At 63.6% G+C, this 23,580-nt stretch carries 27 protein-coding genes; 17 read left to right on the top strand and 10 right to left on the bottom strand.

Annotated features, from left to right (window positions below; all coding sequences use genetic code 11):
- Nucleotides 1-10: 10 nt before the first annotated feature.
- The 3 genes from AC04SH_RS16885 (at nucleotide 11) to AC04SH_RS16875 (ending at nucleotide 1,970) form a co-directional block, all read left to right on the top strand.
- The gene (locus AC04SH_RS16885; protein ID WP_488575869.1) at nucleotides 11-787 is read left to right on the top strand and encodes an SDR family NAD(P)-dependent oxidoreductase; all 777 of its coding nucleotides are present in this window, start codon (nucleotides 11-13) and stop codon (nucleotides 785-787) included.
- Between the two features lie 110 nt (nucleotides 788-897).
- Entirely contained in the window at nucleotides 898-1,542 is a 645-nt protein-coding gene (locus tag AC04SH_RS16880; RefSeq protein WP_477233148.1) for a TetR/AcrR family transcriptional regulator, read from the top strand.
- 194 nt (nucleotides 1,543-1,736) lie between these two features.
- Nucleotides 1,737-1,970, top strand: a complete 234-nt coding sequence (locus AC04SH_RS16875) for a DUF680 domain-containing protein (RefSeq protein ID WP_488575868.1) — start codon at nucleotides 1,737-1,739, stop codon at nucleotides 1,968-1,970.
- A gap of 119 nt (nucleotides 1,971-2,089) precedes the next feature.
- Here AC04SH_RS16875 and AC04SH_RS16870 read toward each other — a convergent pair whose 3' ends face one another.
- From AC04SH_RS16870 to AC04SH_RS16845, 6 genes are read right to left on the bottom strand one after another with little or no spacing between them, the layout of a single operon-like run.
- Nucleotides 2,090-2,317 carry a hypothetical protein gene (locus AC04SH_RS16870; protein ID WP_488575867.1) on the bottom strand — a complete coding sequence of 76 codons (228 nt, stop codon included), beginning with the start codon at nucleotides 2,315-2,317 and terminating at the stop codon, nucleotides 2,090-2,092.
- Nucleotides 2,318-2,370: 53 nt separating this feature from the next.
- Nucleotides 2,371-2,943, bottom strand: coding sequence for a sarcosine oxidase subunit gamma (locus AC04SH_RS16865; protein ID WP_477233151.1), 573 nt, complete (start codon nucleotides 2,941-2,943; stop codon nucleotides 2,371-2,373).
- Nucleotides 2,936-5,929, bottom strand: coding sequence for a sarcosine oxidase subunit alpha (locus tag AC04SH_RS16860; RefSeq protein ID WP_488575866.1), 2,994 nt, complete (start codon nucleotides 5,927-5,929; stop codon nucleotides 2,936-2,938). The genes AC04SH_RS16865 and AC04SH_RS16860 overlap by 8 nt, the downstream gene beginning before the upstream one ends.
- A complete protein-coding gene (locus AC04SH_RS16855) occupies nucleotides 5,926-6,222 on the bottom strand; it encodes a sarcosine oxidase subunit delta (RefSeq protein WP_477261157.1) in 297 nt (98 codons plus the stop codon). Before AC04SH_RS16855 ends, AC04SH_RS16860 begins: the two co-directional genes overlap by 4 nt.
- Nucleotides 6,223-6,234: 12 nt before the next feature.
- Nucleotides 6,235-6,669 (bottom strand): hypothetical protein, encoded by a 435-nt coding sequence (locus AC04SH_RS16850; protein WP_488575865.1) that lies wholly within the window; start codon nucleotides 6,667-6,669, stop codon nucleotides 6,235-6,237.
- Between the two features lie 46 nt (nucleotides 6,670-6,715).
- Nucleotides 6,716-7,969: a sarcosine oxidase subunit beta gene (locus tag AC04SH_RS16845; protein ID WP_112559217.1), complete on the bottom strand. Its 1,254-nt coding sequence runs from the start codon at nucleotides 7,967-7,969 to the stop codon at nucleotides 6,716-6,718.
- 202 nt (nucleotides 7,970-8,171) lie between these two features.
- Between AC04SH_RS16845 and AC04SH_RS16840 the strand changes: the two genes are divergently transcribed.
- From AC04SH_RS16840 to AC04SH_RS16795, 10 genes are all read left to right on the top strand, one after another.
- Nucleotides 8,172-8,540, top strand: coding sequence for a YrdB family protein (locus tag AC04SH_RS16840; RefSeq protein ID WP_488575864.1), 369 nt, complete (start codon nucleotides 8,172-8,174; stop codon nucleotides 8,538-8,540).
- 135 nt (nucleotides 8,541-8,675) lie between these two features.
- Nucleotides 8,676-9,434, top strand: a complete 759-nt coding sequence (locus AC04SH_RS16835; protein WP_488575863.1) for an SDR family oxidoreductase — start codon at nucleotides 8,676-8,678, stop codon at nucleotides 9,432-9,434.
- A 104-nt stretch (nucleotides 9,435-9,538) separates the two neighbouring features.
- On the top strand, nucleotides 9,539-9,925 hold the full coding sequence (locus AC04SH_RS16830) for an SET domain-containing protein (protein WP_488575862.1): 387 nt from the start codon (nucleotides 9,539-9,541) through the stop codon (nucleotides 9,923-9,925).
- Nucleotides 9,926-10,101: 176 nt separating this feature from the next.
- Nucleotides 10,102-10,380 carry a 30S ribosomal protein S21 gene (gene rpsU, locus AC04SH_RS16825; protein ID WP_023671138.1) on the top strand — a complete coding sequence of 93 codons (279 nt, stop codon included), beginning with the start codon at nucleotides 10,102-10,104 and terminating at the stop codon, nucleotides 10,378-10,380.
- 214 nt (nucleotides 10,381-10,594) lie between these two features.
- The gene (locus AC04SH_RS16820; RefSeq protein WP_477233158.1) at nucleotides 10,595-11,449 is read left to right on the top strand and encodes a tetratricopeptide repeat protein; all 855 of its coding nucleotides are present in this window, start codon (nucleotides 10,595-10,597) and stop codon (nucleotides 11,447-11,449) included.
- A gap of 159 nt (nucleotides 11,450-11,608) precedes the next feature.
- Complete coding sequence (locus tag AC04SH_RS16815) at nucleotides 11,609-11,770, top strand: hypothetical protein (protein ID WP_488575861.1); 162 nt, start codon at nucleotides 11,609-11,611, stop codon at nucleotides 11,768-11,770.
- Nucleotides 11,749-12,168, top strand: coding sequence for a hypothetical protein (locus AC04SH_RS16810; RefSeq protein ID WP_488575860.1), 420 nt, complete (start codon nucleotides 11,749-11,751; stop codon nucleotides 12,166-12,168). The genes AC04SH_RS16815 and AC04SH_RS16810 overlap by 22 nt, the downstream gene beginning before the upstream one ends.
- Nucleotides 12,169-12,309: 141 nt before the next feature.
- Complete coding sequence (locus AC04SH_RS16805) at nucleotides 12,310-12,783, top strand: DUF992 domain-containing protein (protein WP_488575859.1); 474 nt, start codon at nucleotides 12,310-12,312, stop codon at nucleotides 12,781-12,783.
- 68 nt (nucleotides 12,784-12,851) lie between these two features.
- Nucleotides 12,852-13,355 carry a DUF992 domain-containing protein gene (locus tag AC04SH_RS16800; protein ID WP_488575858.1) on the top strand — a complete coding sequence of 168 codons (504 nt, stop codon included), beginning with the start codon at nucleotides 12,852-12,854 and terminating at the stop codon, nucleotides 13,353-13,355.
- Nucleotides 13,356-13,514: 159 nt separating this feature from the next.
- A complete protein-coding gene (locus AC04SH_RS16795) occupies nucleotides 13,515-14,951 on the top strand; it encodes an MFS transporter (RefSeq protein ID WP_477233162.1) in 1,437 nt (478 codons plus the stop codon).
- A gap of 45 nt (nucleotides 14,952-14,996) precedes the next feature.
- Here the strand turns inward: AC04SH_RS16795 and AC04SH_RS16790 are convergent, their stop codons facing one another.
- On the bottom strand, nucleotides 14,997-15,842 hold the full coding sequence (locus AC04SH_RS16790; protein WP_477350993.1) for a LysR family transcriptional regulator: 846 nt from the start codon (nucleotides 15,840-15,842) through the stop codon (nucleotides 14,997-14,999).
- 98 nt (nucleotides 15,843-15,940) lie between these two features.
- On the opposite strand from AC04SH_RS16790, the gene AC04SH_RS16785 reads away from it, so the two are divergent.
- Both AC04SH_RS16785 and AC04SH_RS16780 read left to right on the top strand, forming a co-directional pair.
- Nucleotides 15,941-17,272, top strand: a complete 1,332-nt coding sequence (locus AC04SH_RS16785) for an aspartate aminotransferase family protein (RefSeq protein WP_488575857.1) — start codon at nucleotides 15,941-15,943, stop codon at nucleotides 17,270-17,272.
- A 106-nt stretch (nucleotides 17,273-17,378) separates the two neighbouring features.
- A complete protein-coding gene (locus AC04SH_RS16780) occupies nucleotides 17,379-17,744 on the top strand; it encodes a VOC family protein (RefSeq protein WP_488575856.1) in 366 nt (121 codons plus the stop codon).
- A gap of 3 nt (nucleotides 17,745-17,747) precedes the next feature.
- Here the strand turns inward: AC04SH_RS16780 and coaBC are convergent, their stop codons facing one another.
- The 3 genes from coaBC to ubiE form a co-directional block, all read right to left on the bottom strand.
- Nucleotides 17,748-19,220: a bifunctional phosphopantothenoylcysteine decarboxylase/phosphopantothenate--cysteine ligase CoaBC gene (coaBC, locus tag AC04SH_RS16775; protein WP_488575855.1), complete on the bottom strand. Its 1,473-nt coding sequence runs from the start codon at nucleotides 19,218-19,220 to the stop codon at nucleotides 17,748-17,750.
- Nucleotides 19,221-19,300: 80 nt separating this feature from the next.
- Nucleotides 19,301-20,875, bottom strand: coding sequence for a 2-polyprenylphenol 6-hydroxylase (ubiB, locus tag AC04SH_RS16770; RefSeq protein WP_488575854.1), 1,575 nt, complete (start codon nucleotides 20,873-20,875; stop codon nucleotides 19,301-19,303).
- 43 nt (nucleotides 20,876-20,918) lie between these two features.
- Nucleotides 20,919-21,695, bottom strand: coding sequence for a bifunctional demethylmenaquinone methyltransferase/2-methoxy-6-polyprenyl-1,4-benzoquinol methylase UbiE (gene ubiE, locus AC04SH_RS16765; RefSeq protein WP_488575853.1), 777 nt, complete (start codon nucleotides 21,693-21,695; stop codon nucleotides 20,919-20,921).
- A gap of 134 nt (nucleotides 21,696-21,829) precedes the next feature.
- Between ubiE and AC04SH_RS16760 the strand changes: the two genes are divergently transcribed.
- Both AC04SH_RS16760 and upp read left to right on the top strand, forming a co-directional pair.
- On the top strand, nucleotides 21,830-22,804 hold the full coding sequence (locus tag AC04SH_RS16760) for an adenosine deaminase (protein ID WP_488575852.1): 975 nt from the start codon (nucleotides 21,830-21,832) through the stop codon (nucleotides 22,802-22,804).
- Between the two features lie 100 nt (nucleotides 22,805-22,904).
- Nucleotides 22,905-23,534, top strand: a complete 630-nt coding sequence (gene upp / locus AC04SH_RS16755; RefSeq protein WP_095084682.1) for a uracil phosphoribosyltransferase — start codon at nucleotides 22,905-22,907, stop codon at nucleotides 23,532-23,534.
- The last annotated feature ends 46 nt before the right edge of the window (nucleotides 23,535-23,580 follow it).

Raw genomic sequence — 23,580 nt, 5'->3', positions numbered from 1 at the left:
AGGAGGCATAATGGGCCGTTTTGACGGAGCGACCGTGCTGATCACCGGTGCCGCCGGCGGCCTCGGCCGCGGTGCTGCCAAAGGCTTTGCCGCTGAAGGCGCCCGCCTGGTGTTGTCCGACATCGACGAAAAGGTGCTGGCAGAACTTGCCGGCTCGCTGCAGGCCGAAACAACTATCCTTGCTGGCAACATAGCGGACGAAAAACTGTCAGAGGATCTGGTGAAACTGGCGGCCGATAAATTCGGCCGGCTGGACATCGCCATCAACAATGCCGGCATCGTCCAGAGTTTCGTGCGCCTGCCGCAAGTCGCCTCCGACGAGGCGCGCCGGGTGCTGGAGATCGATCTGCTCGGCGTTTTCTATGCCATGAAGCACCAGATCCCGCAGATGGAGCGGCAGTTCAAATCGGACGGGAAAGGCGGCGCCATCGTCAACATCGCCTCGGTTGCCGGGCTGGTGGGCGCACCGAAACTGTCGGTCTATGCCGCCGCCAAGCATGGCGTCGTCGGGCTGACCAAGTCGGCTGCGGCCGAATACGCAACCAAGGGCATACGCATCAATGCCGTCTGCCCGGCGCATACGCGAACGGCCATGGTCGACAGCTTCGTGCGCATCTCCGGCGCGCCGGAGGCCGAAGCCCTGGCCGAGCTGACACGCGGCGTACCGATGAAGCGGGTGGCTGAAGTCGACGAGGTCGTGACCGCCATCCTGTTTGCCGCTGACCCCGCCAATTCCTTCATGACCGGCCACACGCTGGCCGTGGATGGCGGTGTCGGCGCGATTTGATAACCCCAGATTTGGTAACCATTGCCGCAGGGGAACCTGCCGCGCCCTTGTCCGTTTTCGTACAGCGTATATAATTTGGCCAACACCCCACCACATGAAGGCAGACTCACGTGCCGCTGAGCGTCCAGAAACGCCGCGAAAAACAAAAGGCCGAACTGCGTTCCGAGCTGCTCGACGCAGCCCACAAGCTCGTCAAGGAAGAGGGCTATGAAGGCCTGACCATCCGCAAGCTGGCCAACCGGGTTGGCTATGCGCCGATGTCGGTCTATTCCTATTTCGCCGACAAGCAGGACATCCTGTTTGCGCTGGCCGAGGATGCGTTCGAAACACTTGCCCGCAACATCGAGGCGCACCCCTCCGACGACCCGATCGAGGCGCTGAAGGCAGTGATGACCGAGTATGCCGCCTTCGGGCTCGGCAACCCCAACGAATACCGTACCGTCTTCATGACTGAAAAGACCAAGCTGCCGGAGGGCAGAAGCTATGAGGACATGGAAGAGGGCAACCCGGCGATGAAAGCGCTGATCTCAAGGGTCGAGGCTTGCGTTGCCGCTGGCAAATTGCACGGCGATGCGCGCGCGATCGCCACCATGCTGTGGGCGGTCGGCCACGGGACCATCTCGTTGCTCATTACCTTTCCGTTTTACCCCTTTGGCGATCCGCAGGCTTTCGTGAAGCGGATGTGCGATTCCACCCTTGCCTCGCTCACCACGCAGGACGTGCCACCGCTGACCAAGACTCCGGTCAACTGCTGAGCACCTGGGTATCCCCCGCCCCTTCAATTGAACGTCCGGCCTGACAGCTTCGGCTGTGTCAGTCAGCCGCAATTTTCGGCGTTCAAAAAAATTGTCGTACGTGTACGTTTTCTGACTTGAAAACCCGTTTCCTCGGACGTATGTGTACACTGTATTGTACATGTACAAAAACAATTTATCCTATGGAGACTGACATGAACAAGACCCCTCTCGCCCTCGCCGCTGTGCTGGCGCTCTCCGGCTCGGCGTTCGCTGCCGGCGACAACCATTCGCCCAAGCAGGCCCCGGCTGCCACCTGCGTCGACACCACGACCCATGCCAAGCTCGATTGCGGTGTGACCGGCTCGGTCGAAAAGTCGGACGCCAAGGCGAAGGGCCCGCGCACCGGCATCGAGATCGACCCGTGGATCGTGCCGAGCACGTTCTAAGGTGATTAAGCTCGACCACCGAACAGCACAACGACTAAGGGCGGCAGGATAAATCCCGGCCGCCCCTTTTTCCGCGGCGCATGCCGGGTTTTCCTGAACTCAAGCCGTGGCGGAGAGACTTATGTCTTCCGCGGCTTCCGCCCTGGCACGGTCTTGGCCTTGCCGGGTCTTGCCGGCGCACCGGAGATGGAGGTCGCGGTGATCGACACCGGATCGCTGGCCGGGAACGTGTCCTCGAGACCTTCCTCAAGTTCCTCTTCGGCACTCACCTCGTGGTGCTGTTCATGTTCGAGCGAGCGGACCGCCGCGGTTTTCCTGGCTGACTTCGGCGCGGATTTCGACGGCATTGGCATTCTCCCTCGACAGGCGCAAGCAGAACGAGCGTACGCGTCAAACGTTCCTACGCCGCCGCGTCGCTGGCTGCCTCCGACAGGAAAGTAAAGACATAGTCCGAGAAGGAACGCCAGCACTCGACCCGGAAGGCGTCGGCTGCCGTGCGCAACAGCACGATTTCGCACTTGCCAAGAATGGTGCGCGACGCCGCACCCACAGGGAAAGCTTCCAGCGACAGGTCCTGCGGGCAGCCGGCATTGATCGCGGCGGCCGCCGCCGGGCCGGTGACGGCGAAGGCGACGTTGCGGTGTGAAATACCGACGGCCGAATGCAGCGCGGATACCTTGGCGCAGTCGGCGAGCAGGTCCTTGCCGGCCTCGTCGATAAGAAACCATTCGTCTGGTCCGAGCCACAGCGCCGTGCGGCCGGCCTTCGAAGCCGAGGTCTTCGGGCTCTTCGGCAAGGTCAGCCCGAGCGCCTTCGACAGCGCGGCAATGGAAGCCTCCGGCGCGCGCAGCGACACACGCTCAGCCGGCGGCAGCGCCTCAACCTTCACGTTCTTCGCCGAAACACTGCGCCCGGCCTGCGCCGGACGACGCTCGGCAGCGGATGCACTGGTTTTCACAGCAGCCTTAGCCATTGAGGCGCCCTCCCGTCTCGTCGAAGAACACCATGCCGGTAACCTCCACTTCGATCACCCCGTTTGGCATCGGCACGTAAAGCGTCTCGCCCATCCGGTCGCGCCCGCCTGCGACCAGCGCCAGCGCGATCGAGCGGCCGCAATTTTGCGACCAGTAGCTCGAGGTGACGTGGCCGATCATCTTCATCGGGATCGCCTGTTTGGGATCGGCGACGACCTGCGCGCCTTCCTCCAACACCACCTTCGGGTCCCTGGTTTTCAACCCGACCAGTTGCTTGCGGCCCTTGGCGACGAGGTCGGGCCGCGTCAGGCCTCTGATACCAACGAAGTCGGTCTTCTTCTTGCCGACCGCCCAGTCGAGCCCGGCATCGTTCGGCGTTACCGTGCCGTCTGTGTCCTGGCCGACGATGATGTAGCCTTTTTCGGCGCGCAGCACGTGCATGGCCTCGGTGCCGTAAGCGGTGGCGCCATGCTTTTGGCCCTCGGCCCACAGCGCTTCCCAGACGGCCTGGCCGTAGTCGGCCGGCACATTGACCTCGAAGCCGCGCTCGCCGGTGAACGACATGCGGAACAGCCTGGTCGGCACGCCGCAGATCTTGCCCTCGCGCACCGACATATGCGGCAGCGCCTCATCCGACATATCGATGCCTTCGACCAGCGGCGCGATGATGTCGCGCGACTTCGGTCCCTGCACGGCGATGACCGCCCACTGCTCGGTGATCGAGGTCAGCCAGACATTGAGATGCGGGAATTCGGTTTGGAGATAATCCTCCATATGGTTCATGACGCGCGGCGCACCGCCCGTCGTCGTCGTGACATGGAAACGGTCCGGCGCCAGCCGGCCGACGACGCCGTCGTCATAGATGAAGCCGTCCTCGCGCAGCATGATGCCATAGCGGCAGCGGCCGGGTTCCAGCTTCTCCCACGGATTGGTGTAGAGCAGTTCCATGAACTTCGCCGCATCCGGCCCGACCACTTCGATCTTGCCCAGCGTCGAAGCGTCGAACAGGCCGGCACTGGTGCGAACCGCAACGCATTCGCGGTCGACAGCCGAATGCATGTCCTCGCCGCCCCTAGGGAAATACCAGGCGCGCTTCCACTGGCCGACATCCTCGAACACCGCACCTTGCGCTTCGGCCCAAGGATGGATCGCGGTCTTTCGCGTCGGGTCGAACAACGGCCCGCGTGCATGGCTGACAATCGCCCCGAAGGTCACCGGCGTGTAGGGCGCGCGGAACGTGGTCAGGCCGACCTCCGGGATCGGCTTGCCCAGCGTCTCGGCGGCAATCGCCAGGCCGTGCATGTTGGAGGTCTTGCCCTGGTCGGTCGCCATGCCATTGGTGGTGAAGCGCTTGACGTGCTCGATCGAGCGCATGCCCTCATGCACCGCCTGGCGGATGTCCTTGGCGGTGACGTCGTTCTGGAAATCGACGAAAGCCTTGACCGTCTTGTCCGGCCCGGCGCCGGGCGCTGCCCCCAGCATGCCGCGCGACCAGCTTTCCGACGCATCGACCTTTGGCTTCGTGCCCTTCGCGGTTTTCGCACCGGCGTCCTTCGCCGCCTTGGCGCCGGCCGCATAGGCCTCGTCAATGCTTGCCGACAGCCCGTCAGTGCCGTTGCAGGCGCCGACCGAGACGCAATCCTGCGCGTAGATTCCGGGCACGAAACGCTTGGTTTCGTCGTTGAAAGCGACCTTGCCGCGCGACTGCGAGAAGAGATGCACCGATGGCGTCCAGCCGGCCGACATCAGGATGGCATCGACCGGAATGGTGCGCTCGCCGCCGCCATTCTTTGGCTGCACGGTCATCGACGTCACGCGCAATTTGCCGCCGGCGCGGATCACCGCGCGGCCGAAATTGACCTCGATGCCGAGCGCCCTCGCCTCGTCGATCACCGGCCCGGTCGGATGGTCGCGTAAATCGACGATCGCCGCGATGTTGACGCCGGCCTTCTTCAGGTCGATCGCGGCTGCATAAGCCGAGTCATTGGCGGTGTAGACGCCGACATTTTTGCCGACGGCGACACCGTAATGGTTGAGATAGATGCGCGCCGCCGAGGCCAGCATGATGCCGGGCCGATCGTTGTCGGCAAATACCATGTGGCGTTCGATCGACCCTGTCGCCAGCACCACGCGCTTGGCGCGGACCTGCCACAGCCGCTCGCGCGGCAGATCGTGGCCAGGGCTTTGCAGATGGTCGCTGACGCGCTCGACCAGGCCGACGAAATTCTGCGCGTAATAGCCGAACGCCGTCGTGCGCGAGAGCACGCGGACATTGTCCATGCCCCTGAGCTTCGCGATCGCCGCTTGCGCCCAGGCATAGCCGTCCTGGCCATCGATCTTCGCGCCGGTCTCGAAGCGCAGGCTGCCGCCGAAATCCGCCTGCTCGTCGGCGAGGATGACGCGGGCGCCGGTTTCGGCAGCGGCAAGCGCCGCCGCGATGCCAGCCGCACCGCCGCCCAGCACCAGCACGTCGCAATGCGCATAGCGCGACGAATAATGGTCGGGATCGGGCTTGTCAGGCGAAACGCCAAGGCCGGCCGCGGCGCGGATCTTCGGCTCGTACAGGCTCTTCCACGCCGCCTTCGGCCACATGAAGGTCTTGTAGTAGAAGCCGGCCGAAAACAGCGGCGAGGCAATGTCGTTGACCGCGCCGACGTCGAAGGCAAGCGAGGGCCAGCGGTTCTGCGAGCTCGCGACGAGCCCATCATAGAGCTCCTGCACCGTAGCGCGGATGTTGGGCGCCTTGCGTGCCGCGTCGCGCTCGATTTGAACCAGCGCATTGGGCTCTTCCGCGCCGGCCGACAGGAAGCCGCGGGGACGGTGATACTTGAACGAGCGGCCGACCAGATGCACGCCATTGGCCAGCAGCGCCGAAGCCAGCGTGTCGCCCTCGATGCCGGTATAGGACTGGCCGTCGAAGCTGAAGCGCGCGGTCTTGGCCTGGCTGAGCCGGCCGGCGCTCGGGATACGGAACGCGCCGCTCATTTCACAACTCCCGGAAGCTTGGACGGCTTCGGCTCGCCGGCTTTGTAAGTCATGACGAACTTGTCGGTGACCGTGTCGCGCACCGCGTTGAAGAAGCGCGCGCAGCCATGGATGTGGCGCCAGCGCTCATAGATGATGCCCTTGGGGTTAGAGCGGATGAAGAAGAACTTTTCGAAGTCGTCGTCGCTCTCGCCCGCCATATTGGCCGAGCGCGCAATATGCGCCTCGCCGGCGTTGCGGAACTCGAGCTCCGGGCGCTCTTCCTCGCAATAGGGGCAGCGGATGAGAAGCATTGTTTCCGATCCTTAGATTTCGCTGGGGCCGACAATGGTGCCGGGCGGCTGATCGCAAAGCGATTCGCCCAAGGCGGCATAAGGCCTTAGTCGCCGAAGAAATTCCTTCAGGCTCGGCGTCTGGGCAAACATGCTTGTGCTGCCCAAACCGGCCAGATTGATTTTCTTGGGATCGAGCGTGATCAAGACGCCACGATCGCCAGGACCAGTGTCTTTGAGGTTGGGGTTCTGGGGCAGCCTTTCGAAGAAGAAAACAACCTTTTGGCTGCCTAGAAAGGTGCAGAGCAGATAGCCGGTATCGACGGAAAACGGCCAGTCCTTCTCGATGCCCACTTTGGAGATCGCTTGCGCCCGAAATTCATCTTCGGCCGCGACATAAGTCAAATCCCCGTTCCACGACGAAGACAGAGCCGAAGCTACGATTATGGCGAGCGCCAACGAGCTCATCCGTAGACTCTCCGAAACGTGTTGGTGGTAGCGGCGGCATCCATCATCAGTGCGCCACCGCCGCCGCCGCTGCCTCGTCGATGAGGCGGCCGGTGCGGAAGCGCTCGATGGTGAAGGGCGCATTGATCGGATGCGGGTCGTCCTTGGCAATGGTGTGGGCAAAGACATGGCCCGAACCAGGCGTCGCCTTGAAGCCGCCCGTGCCCCAGCCGCAATTGACGTAGAGGCCAGGCACCGGCGTCTTGGCCAGGATCGGCGAACGATCGGGCGTGACGTCGACAATGCCGCCCCACGAGCGCAGCATCTTCATGCGGGTGAAGATCGGGAACATCTCGCAGATGGCGTCCAGCGTATGCTGCAAGATGTGCAGGCCGCCGGTCTGCGAATAGGATACATACTGGTCGGTGCCGGCGCCGATCACCAGCTCGCCCTTATCGGACTGCGAGATGTAGGCGTGCACCGTGTTCGACATCACCACGCATGGCACCACCGGCTTGACCGGCTCCGACACCAGCGCCTGCAGCGGATAGCTTTCCAGCGGCATGCGCACACCGGCCATGTTCATGATGACGGAGGAATGGCCGGCGGCAACCACGCCGACCTTTTTCGCACCGATGAAGCCGCGCGTCGTGTCGACACCCATGACCGCGCCGTTGGCCGCCCGCTTGACCCCGGTGACCTCGCAATTCTGAATGATGTGAACACCGCGTGCCGAAGCACCGCGCGCATAGCCCCAGGCCACCGCGTCATGGCGCGCCGTGCCGCCGCGGCGCTGAAGGGCTGCACCGACGACGGGATAGCGTGCCTGCTTGGAAATGTTGAGCGGCGGGCAGAATTCCTTCGCCTGTTCCGGCGTCAGCCATTCATTGTCGATGCCGTTGAGGCGATTGGCGTGAACATGGCGCTTCAGCACCTGGATGTCGTGCACATTGTGCGCCAGCATCATCACGCCGCGCGCCGAATACATGACGTTGTAGTTGAGCTCCTGGGAGAGCCCGTCCCACAGCTTAAGCGCATGGTCGTAAATGCCCGCGCTCTCGTCATAGAGATAGTTGGAGCGGATGATGGTGGTGTTGCGCCCCGTGTTGCCGCCGCCGAGCCAGCCCTTTTCCAGCACCGCGACATTGGTGATGCCGTGCACGGTGGCGAGATAGTAGGCGGTCGCCAGGCCATGGCCGCCAGCGCCGACGATGATGACGTCGTATTCCTTGTTCGGCTCCGGCGAGGACCATTGTTCCTCCCAGCCCTTGTGGCCGCGCATGGCCTCGCGGGCGATGGCGAATACCGAATATTTTTTCAACGTTCCAGCCTCGCAAATGGCGGCAGGGGCATTCACTCGGCCCCAGCGCGCGAGGTGTATCACTAGCGAAACAGCGCTTCCACCCTTGCGCTGTTTGCGACGGCGCTTGCCGTTTTGCGCCGTGGTGGAAAAGACCTGCCCGGACTGGCAGCCATGGTTGCGTTCGGCCACACTGGCGGTCGCGAGACTCTGGAGGACGGATATGGGCAATGCCTGGTGGAATCTGACGTTGCGCTTCCTGCTGGAACTTGCCGCTTTGCTTGGTCTTGGCATTGCCGGCTGGAGCCTCTCCGGTGGATGGTGGCGCTGGCTCCTCGCTCTGACCTTGCCGGCCATTGCAGCTGTGCTGTGGGGAATCTTCGCGGTGCGCGGCGACCCAAGCCGGTCGGGACGCGCGCCGGTGCCTGTGCCGGGAGCAGTGCGGCTGGTGTTAGAACTGGTGATCCTGTTTGGCGGTGCTGCCGGATTCTATGCCGCCGGTCACACGACCACGGGCATTATCGTCACGCTGCTCATCGCCATCAGCTACGCATTTTCGCTCGATCGCCTCGGCTGGCTGCTGAAGCAATAGTTCGGGCGGTCTGTACCGCCATCATCCAATTCAGCAAACCGGACAGTGCGCACGTATCGGGTGGCTCGCGCTGCCCCAACCTGCGACTAACATCCCAATTGCCGGCGCTGCTGGCGAAGAAAAAGGATGCAGAAAATGTTCGCACTCGCCAATAAGGTCGCCATTGTCACCGGCGCCAGTTCCGGCATCGGCCGCGCTACGGCAAAACTCTTTGCCGAGGAAGGCGCCAAGGTCGTTGTCGCCGCCCGCCGCCAGGCCGAGCTTGACGCGCTGGTCGCCGAAATCGAGGAAGCCGACGGCACGGCAATCGCGCTGGTCGGCGACGTCACCGACGAGGCCTATGCAAAGGCCCTTGTCGATCTAGCCATCGAAAGGTTTGGCGGGCTCAATATCGCCTTCAACAATGTCGGCGCCGTCGGCCCAATGGGTGCGATTTCGGACCTGTCGCTCAAGGGCTGGCGCGAAACGCTCGACACCAATTTGACCAGCGCCTTTCTCGGCGCCAAATACCAGGTGCCGGCGATGGTCGAGCTTGGCGGCGGATCGCTGATCTTCACCTCCACCTTTGTCGGTCACACCGTCGGCATGCCCGGTATGACCAGCTATGCCGCCAGCAAGGCCGGACTGATCGGGCTGACGCAGGTACTGGCCGCCGAATACGGCGCCAAAGGCGTGCGGGTCAACGCACTGGTGCCGGGCGGCACCGACACGCCGTCGGCGACGTTCAAGACTCCGGAAACGCGTGCTTTCGTCGAAAACCTGCACGCCTTGAAGCGCGTGGCGGAGCCCGAAGAGATCGCCCGCGCGGCGCTCTTTCTGGCCTCGGATGCTTCGAGCTTCACCACTGGATCGACGCTGTTTGCCGATGGCGGCATCTCGATCACCCGGACGTGAAGCATTTCGCGGTCACAGCCTCTCCCGATCAGCCATAGAGCCTCGAAACCGGACTTGCTTTTTCCACACGATTTGGCAATTCGGTTTCGAGCGAGGAGACGGACATGTTGCTGATCAGAACCTATGTCGCCCAGAGCGCAATCGAAGGCGTCGGCGTGTTCGCCGCCGAGCCGATCAAAAAGGGCGCCTCGATCTGGCGGCTCGATCCGGAGTTCGACCGGCTGATCCCGATGGACAGATACGAGGCGGCACCCCCGCATCTCAGGGAATTGCTCGACCGCTACGCCTATCCGAGCCCGGACCGACCCGGATTCATGGTCTATGAGGTCGACAATGGCCGCTTCATGAACCACGCCGAACGGCCGAACACCGACTTTTCGCAATATGGCGGCGCCACCGCGACCCGCGACATTGCAGCTGGCGAGGAAATCACCTGCGACTACGGCGAATTCTTCGAGGATTTCGCGCGACTGCACCTGGCCAGCGCCTAGTTGGCGCCCTATCTGGAGGTGACCGTGGCAAATTGGCGGTTGTCCTTCATTTCGAGTGTGGACAGCGCGGCCTGATTCTGCTATCAGCCGCCACAATTCGTGGTGTAAATCACCGCGGAGGCATGTGGCTATGGCCGCTTGCCTGTTGATATCAAACCCGAAAGACAGGATTGCCCGTGCAGGTACTCGTCCGCGACAATAACGTTGATCAGGCGCTTCGCGCTCTCAAGAAGAAGATGCAGCGTGAAGGCATTTTCCGCGAAATGAAGATGCGCGGTCATTACGAGAAGCCCTCTGAGAAGCGCGCCCGTGAAAAGGCTGAAGCCGTTCGCCGCGCCCGCAAGCTGGCCCGCAAGCGCGCTCAGCGCGAAGGCCTGCTGCCGATGACGCCGCGCCCGGTTGCTGCCGGCGCCGCCGGTGGTCCTGGTGGTGCTCCGCGCCCGCCGCGGTTCTGACGCCAATTTTTCGTCCTTTTCGAAGGATAATTTGAGGTGGCGCGATGCGGAATCGCCGCCACCTTTTTGTTTAGAGCGCCGCCTTTTTGTTAGAATGAAGGGCGTTCCCTTGAACGCGCAAACGACGCTCTAGATTTTGTTACGACAATCTGTGAACCCGGCCCGGAGGGGGACCTGGACTGAGCGACGCGACTGAAGTGAGGACAGGGCAGACATGAATGCAATCAGCGTAGAGCGCAGAACCACAATGCGCGGTTTCGCCCTGACGGCAGCCCTGATGTCCGGCCTGGTGCTTGCCAGCTGCCAGAGCGTCCCGACCGGCGAATTCAACAACATCGACAAGGCGCAAGGCTCGACCGAGAACATCTCCTCGCTGTCGGCGGTGATCCAGCGCAATCCGCAGGATCCGGAAGGCTACAATGTGCGCGGCTCGGCCTATGGCCGTGGCGGCCAGTACCAGGCGGCGCTGAAGGACTTCGACACCGCCATCCAGCTCAATCCGAATTTCTACCAGGCCTATTCGAACCGGGCGCTGATCCAGCGCTTCCTCGGCAACCAGGCCGCCGCCCTTGCCGACTACAACCGCTCGATCCAGATCAACGGCAATTACGACGCCGCCTATATCGGCCGCGGCAATCTCTATCGCAAGGCCGGCCAGACCCAGCAGGCCTTCAACGATTTCCAGAAGGCGATCCAGCTCGACACCACGGATGCCCGCGCCTACCACAATCGCGGCCTGATCTATCAGAGCCAGGGCCAGCACAAATTTGCCATCGAGGATTTCTCGACCGCCATCTCGCTGGCGCCGGATGCCGCCGAACCCTATAACGGCCGCGGCCTGTCCTATCTCGCCATGAATGACGAGGACAACGCCTTCTCCGACTTCAACATGGCCATCAAGCTCGACGGCAAGAACGCCGAGGCATGGTCCAATCAGGCGCTGATCTACGAGCGTCGCGGCGACAAGGTCAAGGCGTCGAAGGCCTACCGCGAAGCGGTTCACCTCGACCCGACCTACCAGCCGGCCAAGGACGGCCTGTCGCGCACCGCCACCGCCACCGCCGGCTGATACTCAGCCGGTTCGCCGCGTGGGACGTCGCCGGCAACGTTTTATCCAACAGTGTTCCCTTCCCTGTGCAGGTCGCCACAAGCCCGCGCAGCAAAATCGCAATCTTTGCGCGTCAAAATGGAAGCCGAGAAGCGACCGCGACATCGGAACGGCACCGCGATGGACGAGAACGAACTCCAGATCAAGCAGCAGATCGCCTGGCTTGAAACTGCCTCTCCCGACGATTGGCACCGGGCCGTGCTCGACTTCAACTGGGATTGCGACATCGACCCGCTGTTCTGGATCGCGCGCCAGCCGCAATGCGAAAGGCCACGGCGTTGACCATGTTCTGGCTGGGGCAGCCGGCCTATTACCTCATCCTGGCCGTGGAAAACGGCGGGACGGACGACAGCGACGCCCCGGTGTGGCAGATGCTGAAATACATTGCGCATCGCATCAACGCCAATGACTATATCAGGTCGAAAATCGCCTTCGACGTGGATGATTTCATAGAGCAGGATTTTGACGAGCTGGCTGAGAAGGCGGGGCAGCTGGCCCACTCGCCGCTGAAGCCGCATCCCGACATGCGCCGCGCCCTTCGCGGACGGCGGCCCGTCAACGACATCGACTTCTACCGGCGCTATCCCGAGGATTTCCACGGCACGGTGCTGGTCGATTTGCCGGACCCAGGCCCGCTGGACAAGGCCTGGTCGGCGCTCGGGCGCCTGTGGCGCCACTGAGCTCTGGCCGACACGCCATCACTCAATCTTAACCACCGAGGGGCAAAGCGTTAACCCTTGCCTTGATCGCGCCAAGTTTTCAGCGGAACGCTCCGGGCCGTTCAACCGTTGTTGAAGGCAATTTTTCGAAAGGACTGACCCATGATCAAGAAACTCGGCTGCGCCGCAGCGCTCGCCACGACGCTGCTTGCCGTTCCCGCCAGCGCCGGCAAGCTTCAACTCGGCACGCTCGATTGCACCATCGACGGTGGCGTCGGTTACGTCGTCACGTCGAACAAGGGCGTCGACTGTACCTTCCGCCCCTACCACCATGGGCCGTCCGAGAAATACACGGGGATGATCTCCAAGCTCGGCGTCGATCTCGGCCAGACGCATCAGGGCCAGCTGGTGTGGGCTGTTCTGGCCGCCACCCGCAGCCATGACGGGGGCGACCTTGCCGGCCATTATTACGGCGTCAACGCCGAGGCGAGCGTCGTGACCGGCGGCGGCGCCAATCTGCTGGTCGGCGGGCTGGACGGCGCCTTTGTGCTGGAGCCGCTCAGCGTCCAGGCGCAGACAGGCGTCAATGTGGCGGTGGCGGTGACCTCGCTGGAGCTGATCCACTCGTTCAAGTAAGCATCGGCAAATAAGGATCGACTGATCCCTCTACGTACGGCGCGGAACAGGATACTGTTTCGCGCCGTATGCTTTTTGGGGGAACCGCCGTGCTGAAGACCATCGCCGCCGCTGCCATCATCGCCATTGCCTGGGCAGAACAGGCTCAAGCGCAGGACCAGGGCATAGAACTCGGCGTGCTCGATTGCGCCATCGGCGGCGGCACCGGCTTCATCTTCGGCTCCAGCAAGGATCTGAGCTGCACCTTCACGCCGGCCGACAAGAGCTTTTCGCCGGAAGCCTATTTCGGCGCCGTCAACAAATACGGGTTGGATATCGGCACCACCAAGCAGACTGTCATGCAGTGGCTGGTGCTGACGCCGCTGAAGAACATCTATGCCCCGGGCGCGCTGGCCGGCGACTATGTCGGCGCCAGCGCCGAAGTGACGGCAGCGGTCGGCGCCGGCGCCAATCTGCTGGTCGGCGGCTCCTCGCAGGCCTTTACCTTGCAGCCGCTCAGCCTGCAGACCCAGACCGGCATCAACATCGCCATCGGCGTCAGCCAGTTCCAGCTGCGCAGCACCGAGAACTGATCGGCGAGGTAAGGGCGAAAAAAGTCGCTTGAACTCAACCACGGTTGAGGTTTTAGAAGCCTGCCCTGACTGAAACAGCGCGCATGGCCCCGCCGGAAAGCCCCGCTGGCTTCTGGCGCCATGCGCCGGCACGCGCATATGTAAAGCAGGGTAAAAAGAATGACTGAAATCACCAGCAACAAAGTCGACTGGCGGGCCTTGTGGGCAAGCGGCGACCTCGCGCGCTTCTGCTTCATCAGCCTCGGCATCCTGCTGCACGCCACCAACGAGACGATGGTGGCGACGGTGATGCCGGCCATGGTCGGCGACCTCGCCGGCGTGCAATTCGTCGGCTGGTCGCTGGCCGTCTACGAGCTCGGCGCCATCGTCGCCGGTGCCGCCGCCGGGCGCATGGTCAGCTATGTCGCGCTGCGTTCCAATGTGACAGTCGCCGCTTTGCTCTATGCCGCCGGCGCGCTGATCTGCGCCACCGCACCATCCATGCCGGTGTTTCTCGCCGGCCGCCTGGTCGAGGGTCTCGGCGGCGGCGCGCTGGTGTCGCTGGCCTTCGTCTCGGTCGAGCGGCTGTTTAACCGCAACATCTGGCCGCAGCTGTTCGGCATCATGTCGGCGATCTGGGGCGTCGCCGCCTTCAGCGGCCCGATGCTCGGCGCCATCATGGTCGAGCTGTTGTCCTGGCGCTGGGCCTTCGGCGTCTTCGTGCTCGGCGGCATCGCCATGGCGCTGGCGAGTTTCATCGTGCTGAACACGCCGGAAGCGACAAAGCCGCAAGCCGCCGCCGGCACCTCGCCACCCTTCCCCTATGCAGCACTTGGCTGTCTCGCCATCGCTGTCGTGCTGATCGCCACCGCCGGCGTCGACGTCGCCCTGCTGCGCTCCTCGCTGCTGCTTTTTCTCGGCCTCGCCGGACTGGCGCTGTTCGTATTCGTCGACGCCATGAAGCCGCGCTCGCGGCTGTTCCCCTCACAGCTGTTTTCGTGGCGCTCGCCGGTCGGCAGCGGCATGACCGTGGTCGCCGCCTTTTCGGTGGCGACGGTCTCCTTCTCGATCTACGGGCCACTGCTGCTGACCACGCTGCACGGCATCCCGATCCTGACCACCGGCTACATCATCGCCGCCGAATCGATCGCCTGGTCGATCCTGTCGATTGCCGTCGCCAATGCGCCGCTGGAGCGCGAACGGCAAATCATCGTCATCGGCGCGCTGATGATTGCATCCGGCCTCGCCGGTTTCGCTTACTCGATCCCGTCGGGGTCGATCCCGCTGATCCTGGTCTGCGCCCTGCTGCAAGGTGGTGGCTTCGGCGTCACCTGGCCGTTCCTGACGCGCATCATCGTCGCCTCGGCTCGCGATGGCGAGCAGACGATTGCCTCGGCCGCCGTGCCGACCATGCAGCGCATCGGCTACGCCGTCGGTGCTGCTGTCGCCGGCATCATCGCCAATGCCAGCGGCTTCTCCGCAGGGCTGAACCGCGATGCGGCGGCCAGCGTCGCCGGCTGGCTGTTCCTCGCCTTCGTGCCGCTCGGCATTATCGGCTGCCTGGCGGCGTTGAGGATGGCTTTGACGGCAAGCCGGCCGCAATTGGCGACAGGCTGAGGCCACGGCCGGAAAACTGGCCGGTCGCCTCCGGCCGGCCAGCGCTCAAAGAGACGGAAGAACGCTGCGGATGTGATTGGCAAACGCCTCCACCGCAGGCGACCGCTCGGTGTCGGCAAAGGCGATGAGAATGCCAAGGCGCGGCAGTGGAGGCAGCGGCAGAATATGCAGGTCGGATGGCACCGCCTCCTGCGCCATCACGCTGATCGCGAGACCCGACCGCGCCACCGCGATCAACCCCGCAAGGCTGTTGCTGGCATAGGCGATTTTGTAGCGCAGCCCGGCGCGGGCCATGGCCTCGCACGCCGCTCTGTGGTCGACAGCGTTCGACGCCGACAGCGCCAGCGGCACGGTGTCGCCGAATTCATAGAGATCCAAGGTCGGCTTGCTGCCGACCCAGACCAGCCGTTCCGTGCGCACGACGCCTTGTGCATCATGCGCATTCGAAACCAGCGCCAGGTCGATCTGGCGTGCGTTGAGCAGCGTGCGCAATTCGACGGTCGGCGCTGAGACCACCTTGATCTCGACATCGGGATACATCGTGCCGAAACTCTTCAAGAGGGCGGGAAAGAAGGCGCTCAGATAATCCTCGGGGCTGCCGAAAATGATCGAGCCGTGCAGGCCCTTGTCGGACAGCGCCGAGATCGCTTCATCATGGATTTTGAGAATGCGCTCGGCATAGGCGAGAAAGCGCTCGCCGCTGCCGGTCAGCCGCACGCCGCTGCCGCTGCGATGAAACAGGTTTTGGCCCAGCGCCTCCTCGAGCCGTTGTATCTGCATGGTCACGGCCGACTGCGTGCGCCCAACCTGTATGGCCACCGCACTCAGCGTTCCCGAATGCGCCGCACGCACAAAGGTCGTCAGCAGCTTGAGATCGAGTGGAGCCTGCATATCAATTCCATTGATATCGGAATCCGACTACTATCAACTTTACTGCACCCGCGCCATCGGCTATTTTTTCCTCCTCAACGGTTTTATGGAGCTGCGGCATGTCGAAAAATGCGGATCGGGAATTCTGGGCTGCGGCGCAGAAGCATTTGATACGCTATGGCGGCAGCTTCGAACCCGCCATCATCGAGCGAGCCGCCGGCTCCTTCGTCTACGATGCCGACGACAGGCCGATCCTCGACTTCACCTCCGGCCAGATGAGCGCGCTGCTCGGGCATTCTCATCCCAGGATCGTGTCGACGGTGACCCGCCAAATCGCGGAGGTCGCGCATCTCTTCAGCGGCATGCTGTCGCGACCGGTGGTCGAGCTTGCCGAACGCCTTGCGGCACTGGCGCCAGGACTCGACCGGGTCATGCTGCTTTCGACGGGTGCGGAATCGAATGAAGCCGCGATCCGCATGGCCAAGCTGGTGACAGGCAAGCACGAGGTCGTTGCCTTCTCCAAGAGCTGGCACGGCATGACCGGGGCCGCGGCATCGGCGACCTACAGCGCCGGCCGCAAGGGCTACGGTCCCGCCACGGTCGGATCACTCGCTATCCCCGCTCCCAACAGTTTTCGGCCGCGCTTCAAGCACGCCGACGGCTCGCTCGACTGGCGCACCGAACTCGACGATGCCTTCGACCTTGTCGACAGCCAGTCGACGGGGAGCCTGGCGGCGTTCGTCGCCGAGCCGATTCTGTCGAGCGGCGGCATACTGGAACTGCCGCCGGGATATCTGGCGGCGCTGCAGCAGAAGTGTCGCGAGCGCGGCATGCTGCTGATCCTCGACGAGGCGCAGACCGGCATTGGCCGCACCGGCGACATGTTCGCCTTCCAGCGGGACGGCGTCACGCCTGACATCCTCACGCTGTCCAAGACCATCGGCGCCGGCCTGCCTCTATCGGCCGTCATGACAACAGCCGACATCGAAGACGCCGCGCACGAGAAAGGCTTCCTGTTCTACACCACGCATGTCTCCGACCCCCTGCCGGCGGCCGTCGGCCTCGCCGTGCTCGATGTGGTGGAGGAAGAGCGGCTGGTCGACAGGGCACGGCGTATGGGCGCGCGTTTGTTCGACGGGTTGTCGGGGCTCAAGCAGCGCTATGAATGCGTCGGCGACGTGCGCGGGCGTGGCCTTCTGCTCGGCGTCGAGATCGTTAGGGATGGCAAGGAGCCGGACCACCAGCTCGGCGCCACGATCGCGGCGGAGGCGTTCCGGCGCGGTCTCAGCATGAACATCGTCAAGCTTCCTGGTATGGGCGGCGTCTTCCGCATCGCCCCGCCGCTGACCATCTCTGAGCAGGAACTGGATCGCGGCCTGCGGATCATTGCGGAGTCGATCGAAGCCGCGCTTGCCGCGGGCGCAAGCGCACCAGGTATCGCCGCCGAGTGAGGTCCTGAGCGCGGCGAGCCGCGCCGCGACGGTTTTTCACCACCTTAATACTGCCGCTCGCCTGGCGGATTGGCTAGTGTGCGAAAAAACGCAGCGAGGATGCGCTATGTCCGCCGTACGTTACTTTGTCCATGATGTTCCGGAAGCGATTGCTTTTTACAGAGATACCCTGGAATTCGAGGTAATCGCACAATATGGGCCAGCAATGGCCATCGTCAGGCGCGGATCGCTGACGCTGTGGCTTGCCGGTCCTAGCTCATCGGCCGCGCAACCGACCGCCGACGGCGAGATCCCTTCGCCCGGAGGCTGGAACCGTATTGTCCTGATCGTCGAGGATTTGAAATCCCGCTTGCCAGGGATCGAAGCTGCCGGCTGCAAAATACGGGTGCCGCTGCGGAGCGGCCCCGGCGGGTCGCAACTGGTTATCCATGATCCTTCCGGAAACTGCATAGAACTCTTCGAAGAAGGCTGACGATCAGACCACGATGGTCTTTAGCCGCTCGGCGATGAGCGCGGCGAGCCGCGCCGCCACCTCGTCCTTGCCCATTTCCGGCCATTCCTCGACGCCTGACTTCGAAACGATGCGCACCTTGTTGCGGTCGCCGCCCATGACGCCGGTGGGGCCGACGCCGCTTTCATGCGAGACGTCATTGGCGACGATAAGATCGGCGCCCTTCTTCTTTAGCTTGGCCTCGGCGTTGGCGATCAGGTCCTGCGTCTCGGCGGCGAAGCCGACGACCAGCCCCGGCCGCTTCTGGTGATGACCGACGCCGGCCAGAATATCGGGGTTTTCGACCATCTGCAGTGCCGGCGGCCCTTCGCCCGCCACTTTCTTGATCTTCTCGCCGGCGGAATTGGCGGTGCGCCAGTCGGCAACGGCAGCGACGAACACAGCGGCGTCCGCCGGCAGTAGGCTCTCGACGGCGGCCTTCATCTCGCTTGCGGTCTCGACATGCGTCGTCGCAACGCCGGCCGGATCGGCAATGCTCACAGGGCCGGAGACCAGTTGGACATCGGCGCCGAGCGTCGCCAGCGCTGCCGCGATCGCATGACCCTGCTTGCCCGACGAGCGGTTGGCGATGTAGCGCACCGGGTCGATCGGCTCATGCGTCGGGCCCGAGGTGACGATGATCCTGCGGCCGGCGAGCGGCTTCGGCCTGGTGTCGAGCATCGCTTCGATCGCGGCGACAATCTCCAACGGCTCGGCCATGCGGCCTTCGCCGGCCTCGTTGCTTTCGGCCATCTCGCCCTTGGCCGGACCGACAAAGGCGATGCCGTCCTTGGCCAACGTCGCCCGATTACGGCGCGTCGCGGCATGCGACCACATTTTCGGGTTCATCGCCGGCGCCAGCAAAACTTTCTTGTCGGTGGCGAGCAGCACGGTGGAGGCGAGGTCGTTGGCGTGGCCGTTGGCGAGCTTGGCCATCAGGTCGGCGGTGGCCGGCGCCACCACCAGAAGATCGGCCTCGCGCGACAGCCTGATATGGCCGACATCGTGTTCATCATTGCGGTCGAACAGGTCGGTGAAGACATGGTCGGCTGAAAGCGCACCGACCGACAGCGTGGTGACGAACTCCTGCGCTGCCGCCGTCATCACCACGCGCACCGCAGCACCGCGCTCGCGCAGCCGGCGGATCAGGTCGAGCGCCTTGTAGCCAGCAATGCCGCCGCCAATGATCAGCAGGATGCGCTTGCCGGAAAGGCTGCCCCTCGACACGACCTTGCTCGCCCCAACTGCAGCCGTCGCTGCCGGGCTGCGTGCAACAGCCAGTTCGCGCAGCGTCTCTTCGATCCGGTCGATGCGGCCAGAGGGGGCAAGCTGGCCCTCGACCGCGGCGCGGATCATCACCCGCGCCTGCTCTTCCATCGAGCGATCGTTCTCCGCCGCAAGCCGGCGCAGCAGATCCTTGACCTCATCGTCAAGGTTGCGAATGGTGATGCTGGCCATATGATTGCACTCTGCTCGAAATCCCCGAATGCAACGATAGCAATGCAATCATTTTGAGACAAGCCGTTCCCGGCAGACGGCTAGAGCAGCTTCCAGGCAATATAAACCAGCGTCAGCGCGATCACCCACAGCGCCAGCCGGCCTGAGCGTGTGTAGCGGGCTTCGGCCTTGCCGATGGCGCGCGATGTCGCCTCGTCGAAACGCAGCCCGTGCTCGGCCATCAAATCGATCTCGCGCGACAGCCGCTCGGTGCGGGCGGCAAGGTCGGGTGCTTGGCGAGCGAGTGCCAGCAACGCCTTGGCGCCGTCGCGCGCATCGGTGAGCAGCCCGCTGGGACCTAGATTGCCGGCGATCCAGCCGCCGACCACCGGCTCGGCCGTCTTCCACATGTTGAAGGCCGGGTCGAGCGTGCGGGCGACGCCTTCGACCACCACCATGGTCTTCTGCAGCAGGATCAATTCGGGCCGCGTCGCCATGTCGAACAGTTCCGTCACCTCGAACAGCAGCGTCAGAAGCTTGGCCATCGAGATGGTCTCGGCCGGCTGGCCATGGATCGGCTCGCCAATGGCGCGGATCGCCTGGGCGAAGGCCGCGACATTGTGCTGGCGCGGCACATAGCCAGCCTCGAAATGCACTTCGGCCACGCGCAGATAGTCGCGGGTGATGAAGCCGTAGAGGATTTCGGCGAGGAAGCGGCGCTCCTTCTTGCCGAGCCGTCCGGCAATGCCGAGATCGACGGCGACGATATCGCCGTTCGCCTCGACGAACAGGTTGCCCGGATGCATGTCGGCATGGAAGAAGCCGTCGCGCAGCGTGTGGCGCAGGAACGATTGGATCAGGTTGGTGGCGATCGCCTTGAGATCGTGACCGACCGCCACGAGACCAGCCACGTCGTTCATTTTGACGCCGTCGACCCACTCCATGGTCAGCACGTCGCGGCCGGTGCGCTCCCAATCGACCGACGGCACGCGAAACCCCGGATCGTCCTTGGTGTTTTCGCCGAGCTCCGAAAGCGCGGCCGCCTCGAGCCTCAGATCCATTTCGATCTTGGTGGTCTGCGCCAGCGTCTCGGTCACCTCGACCGGCCGCAGCCGGCGCGATGACGGGATGTATTTCTCCTGCAGGCGGGCGGCGAGGAAATAGCTTTCGAGGTCCTGGAAGAAGCGGCGGCGCACGCCAGGCCGGATCACCTTCACCGCCACCTTGGTATCGACACCATCATGGATGGCTTGCGCAGGATGAACCTGGGCAATGGAGGCCGCCGCGACCGGATCGCCGAACTCGGTATAGAGCTCGCCGATCTTGCGCCCGAGCGAGCCCTCTATCGCCGCCACAGCTTCCGCCTGCGGGAAGGTGTGCATCTTGTCCTGCAGCATGGCGAGGTCGAGCGCCATGTCGTTGCCGACGACATCGGGCCGCGTCGCCAGGAACTGACCTAGCTTGACGTAGGAGGGCCCAAGCCGGACCACCGCCTTGGCCAGCCGGTCGCTGCGCTCATAGGCAAGCGCGCGGCGACGGGTGAACAGCCGCGCCATGCGCCAGCCGAATTTCGGCAGGCCGCTGAGCTCGTCGCCCGGAAGTGCTGCGATCACGCCCTCGCGGACCAGCACCCAGCCGGCCCGTGCGAGCCGAAAGGCGGCGCCGACGCTGCTCATGCCCAAACCTGCTGCAAATTGACCTGCTGCAAATTGGCCTGCCTCAAAGCTTCCAGCCCGAATGCAGCGCGGCAATGCCGCCGGAATAGTTACGGAACGAGACCCGCTCGAAGCCGGCCCGGGTGATCATCGAAGCAAAGTTCTGCTGGTTGGGAAATTTGCGGATCGATTCGACCAGATAAGAATAGGGCTCGCCGTCGCCGGTCACCATCTTGCCGATCTGCGGAATGGCGTTGAACGACCACGCTTCGTAGACCTTGTCGAGCAGCGGCATCTCGACCTCGGAAAACTCCAGGCACAAGAACCGCCCGCCGGGCTTCAGCACGCGGAATGCCTCGCTGAGCGCGACATCGATGCGCGGCACGTTGCGGATGCCGAAAGCGATGGTGTAGGCGTCGAACGTGCTATCTGCAAAAGGCAGTTCTTCGGCATTGGCCTCGACGAAATCGGTGCTTCCGGAGAGCCCCTTCTTCTCAGCCCGGTCGCGGCCGACGCTGAGCATCGAGCCATTGATGTCGAGCACCGTGGCATGCGCATTGCCGTGGCTGGCGTCAACGATGCGGAAGGCGATGTCGCCGGTGCCGCCGGCCACGTCGAGTACTTTCCAGCCCGGACGTTTCGGCGGATTGAGCCATGTCACCATGGCGTCCTTCCACAGCCGGTGCAGTCCGGCCGACATCAGGTCGTTCATCAGGTCGTAGCGGTTCGCCACCTTGTGGAAAACCTCGTTGACCAGAGGCTGCTTGTCGCCTGGCCCTACGCTCTTGAAACCATAGGAGGTTTCCATGCCGCCCGCGGCCGTGGTTCTCTCAACTGACATTATTTTGATCCGCCATAAAACCGGCGGGACCATAGCCGATCGATGGTGCGGGCGCTATTGTTTAAGGCGCGGTGTTCAGCCGCGCTTCCAGGTGGCGGGTTTTCAAGACCTGGACTGACCGACGGGATATTTGAATGCCTTTGAAAGCAGAACTGCACTGCCATATTGAAGGGGCAGCGGCGCCCGAACTCGTCATTCGCCAGGCGCAGAAATACGGCAAGGACACCTCGCCCTATATCCAGAACGGTTCCTTCGTTTGGCACGATTTCACCTCGTTCCTCGCGGCTTACGATTTTTCCTCCGATCTATTTCGCACCGAGGAGGATTATGCCCGCCTCGCCGACCATTATCTGACCAGCCTTGCCCGCGACGGCGCCATCTATTCCGAAGTCTTCACCTCGCCCGACCATGCCGTCAGGGCCGGCCTGTCACCCAAGGCCTACACCGACGCGCTCGGCGAAGGCATGCTGCGCGCCAAAGCCAAGACCGGGATAGAGGGCCGCATGATCGTCACCGGCGTGCGCCATGTCGGCGTCGAATCGATCGAACAGGCGGCGCGCTTCGCCGCGCGCTGCGGCAACCCGCTGGTCACCGGCTTCGGCGTCGCCGGCGACGAGCGTATCGGCGAGATGGAGGATTATGTCAGGGCTTTCGAGATCGCCCGCGAAGCCGGCCTCGGCATCACCATCCATGCCGGCGAACTGACCGGCTGGGAGACGGTGCAGGCAGCCCTCGACCACATCCGCCCGTCGCGCATCGGCCACGGCGTGCGCGCCATCGAAAACCCTGACCTTGTCAGGCGCATCGCCGACGAAGGCGTGGTGCTGGAATGCTGCCCTGGCTCCAACATCGCGCTCAAAGTCTACGACAGTTTCGCCGACCACCCCCTCCCTGCCCTGCAGGCAGCCGGCTGCAAGGTGACGCTGAACTCCGACGACCCGCCCTATTTCTGGACCTCGCTGAAGCGCGAATACGACATCGCCGCCGAGCATTTCGCCATGAACGAAAAGGCGCTGACCGCCGTCACGCGAACGGCGATCGAGGCGGCTTTCGTCGACAGAAAGACCAAGACGGCGCTTCTTGCGCGGCTGAACGCCGTCGCGCGCTGATTTCCCGCGACAAAGCTGTGGCCGGCGCCGCCAGGCGGTTCCTTGGCCGGCGCATTGTCGCTAGGGTTGTTGCAAGCAGCGAAAATTTCAGGAGTAACCCATGCAGGGCGTCACCGTCGTCGACCACCCGCTTGTCCAGCACAAGCTGACCATCATGCGCAAGAAGGAGACGTCAACCGCCGGCTTCCGGCGGCTGCTGCGCGAGATATCGCTGCTGCTCGGCTATGAGGTCACCCGCAACCTCGAACTGACGACCACCACCATCGAGACGCCGATCGAGACCATGGAAGCGCCGACGCTGGAGGGCAAGAAGCTGGTCTTCGCCTCGGTGCTGCGCGCTGGCAACGGCCTGCTTGAAGGCCTGCTCGACCTGGTGCCGGCGGCGCGCGTCGCCCATATCGGGCTGTACCGCGACCACGAGACGCTGGAGGCGGTGGAATATTTCTTCAAGGCGCCGAGCGACCTCGCCGACCGGCTGGTGATCGTCGTCGACCCGATGCTGGCGACCGCCAATTCGGCGATCGCGGCCATCGACAAGCTGAAAGGGCGCGGCGCCACCAACATCCGCTTCCTCTGCCTGCTGGCGGCACCAGAGGGCATCGAGCGCTTCACCAAGGCGCATCCGGATGTTCCGGTGTTCACCGCCTCAATCGACCGCCAGCTCAACGAGAAGGGCTACATCATGCCCGGCCTCGGCGATGCCGGCGACCGCATGTACGGGACCAAATGACGGCGGCTGGCAAAGCCGGCTGACATTCCGTCGTTTACCGCCCGTT

This window comes from Mesorhizobium sp. CNPSo 4688 (genome assembly GCF_057784295.1).
The sequence above is the reverse complement of the archived record's forward strand: the minus strand, read 5'-3'. Positions and strand labels throughout refer to the sequence as shown.

Coding starts and splice junctions, on each gene's coding strand:
- AC04SH_RS16815 (WP_488575861.1), top strand. CDS start 11,609: ATGGACGAGAACGAACTCCAGATCAAGCAGCAGATCGCCTGGCTTGAA.
- AC04SH_RS16800 (WP_488575858.1), top strand. CDS start 12,852: ATGCTTTTTGGGGGAACCGCCGTGCTGAAGACCATCGCCGCCGCTGCC.
- AC04SH_RS16885 (WP_488575869.1), top strand. CDS start 11: ATGGGCCGTTTTGACGGAGCGACCGTGCTGATCACCGGTGCCGCCGGC.
- AC04SH_RS16835 (WP_488575863.1), top strand. CDS start 8,676: ATGTTCGCACTCGCCAATAAGGTCGCCATTGTCACCGGCGCCAGTTCC.
- AC04SH_RS16865 (WP_477233151.1), bottom strand. CDS start 2,943: ATGGCTAAGGCTGCTGTGAAAACCAGTGCATCCGCTGCCGAGCGTCGT.
- AC04SH_RS16855 (WP_477261157.1), bottom strand. CDS start 6,222: ATGCTTCTCATCCGCTGCCCCTATTGCGAGGAAGAGCGCCCGGAGCTC.
- AC04SH_RS16805 (WP_488575859.1), top strand. CDS start 12,310: ATGATCAAGAAACTCGGCTGCGCCGCAGCGCTCGCCACGACGCTGCTT.
- AC04SH_RS16875 (WP_488575868.1), top strand. CDS start 1,737: ATGAACAAGACCCCTCTCGCCCTCGCCGCTGTGCTGGCGCTCTCCGGC.
- AC04SH_RS16830 (WP_488575862.1), top strand. CDS start 9,539: ATGTTGCTGATCAGAACCTATGTCGCCCAGAGCGCAATCGAAGGCGTC.
- coaBC (WP_488575855.1), bottom strand. CDS start 19,220: ATGGCCAGCATCACCATTCGCAACCTTGACGATGAGGTCAAGGATCTG.
- ubiE (WP_488575853.1), bottom strand. CDS start 21,695: ATGTCAGTTGAGAGAACCACGGCCGCGGGCGGCATGGAAACCTCCTAT.
- AC04SH_RS16850 (WP_488575865.1), bottom strand. CDS start 6,669: ATGAGCTCGTTGGCGCTCGCCATAATCGTAGCTTCGGCTCTGTCTTCG.
- AC04SH_RS16840 (WP_488575864.1), top strand. CDS start 8,172: ATGGGCAATGCCTGGTGGAATCTGACGTTGCGCTTCCTGCTGGAACTT.
- upp (WP_095084682.1), top strand. CDS start 22,905: ATGCAGGGCGTCACCGTCGTCGACCACCCGCTTGTCCAGCACAAGCTG.
- ubiB (WP_488575854.1), bottom strand. CDS start 20,875: ATGAGCAGCGTCGGCGCCGCCTTTCGGCTCGCACGGGCCGGCTGGGTG.
- AC04SH_RS16870 (WP_488575867.1), bottom strand. CDS start 2,317: ATGCCGTCGAAATCCGCGCCGAAGTCAGCCAGGAAAACCGCGGCGGTC.
- AC04SH_RS16785 (WP_488575857.1), top strand. CDS start 15,941: ATGTCGAAAAATGCGGATCGGGAATTCTGGGCTGCGGCGCAGAAGCAT.
- AC04SH_RS16810 (WP_488575860.1), top strand. CDS start 11,749: ATGCGAAAGGCCACGGCGTTGACCATGTTCTGGCTGGGGCAGCCGGCC.
- AC04SH_RS16790 (WP_477350993.1), bottom strand. CDS start 15,842: ATGCAGGCTCCACTCGATCTCAAGCTGCTGACGACCTTTGTGCGTGCG.
- AC04SH_RS16780 (WP_488575856.1), top strand. CDS start 17,379: ATGTCCGCCGTACGTTACTTTGTCCATGATGTTCCGGAAGCGATTGCT.
- AC04SH_RS16860 (WP_488575866.1), bottom strand. CDS start 5,929: ATGAGCGGCGCGTTCCGTATCCCGAGCGCCGGCCGGCTCAGCCAGGCC.
- AC04SH_RS16820 (WP_477233158.1), top strand. CDS start 10,595: ATGAATGCAATCAGCGTAGAGCGCAGAACCACAATGCGCGGTTTCGCC.
- AC04SH_RS16760 (WP_488575852.1), top strand. CDS start 21,830: ATGCCTTTGAAAGCAGAACTGCACTGCCATATTGAAGGGGCAGCGGCG.
- AC04SH_RS16795 (WP_477233162.1), top strand. CDS start 13,515: ATGACTGAAATCACCAGCAACAAAGTCGACTGGCGGGCCTTGTGGGCA.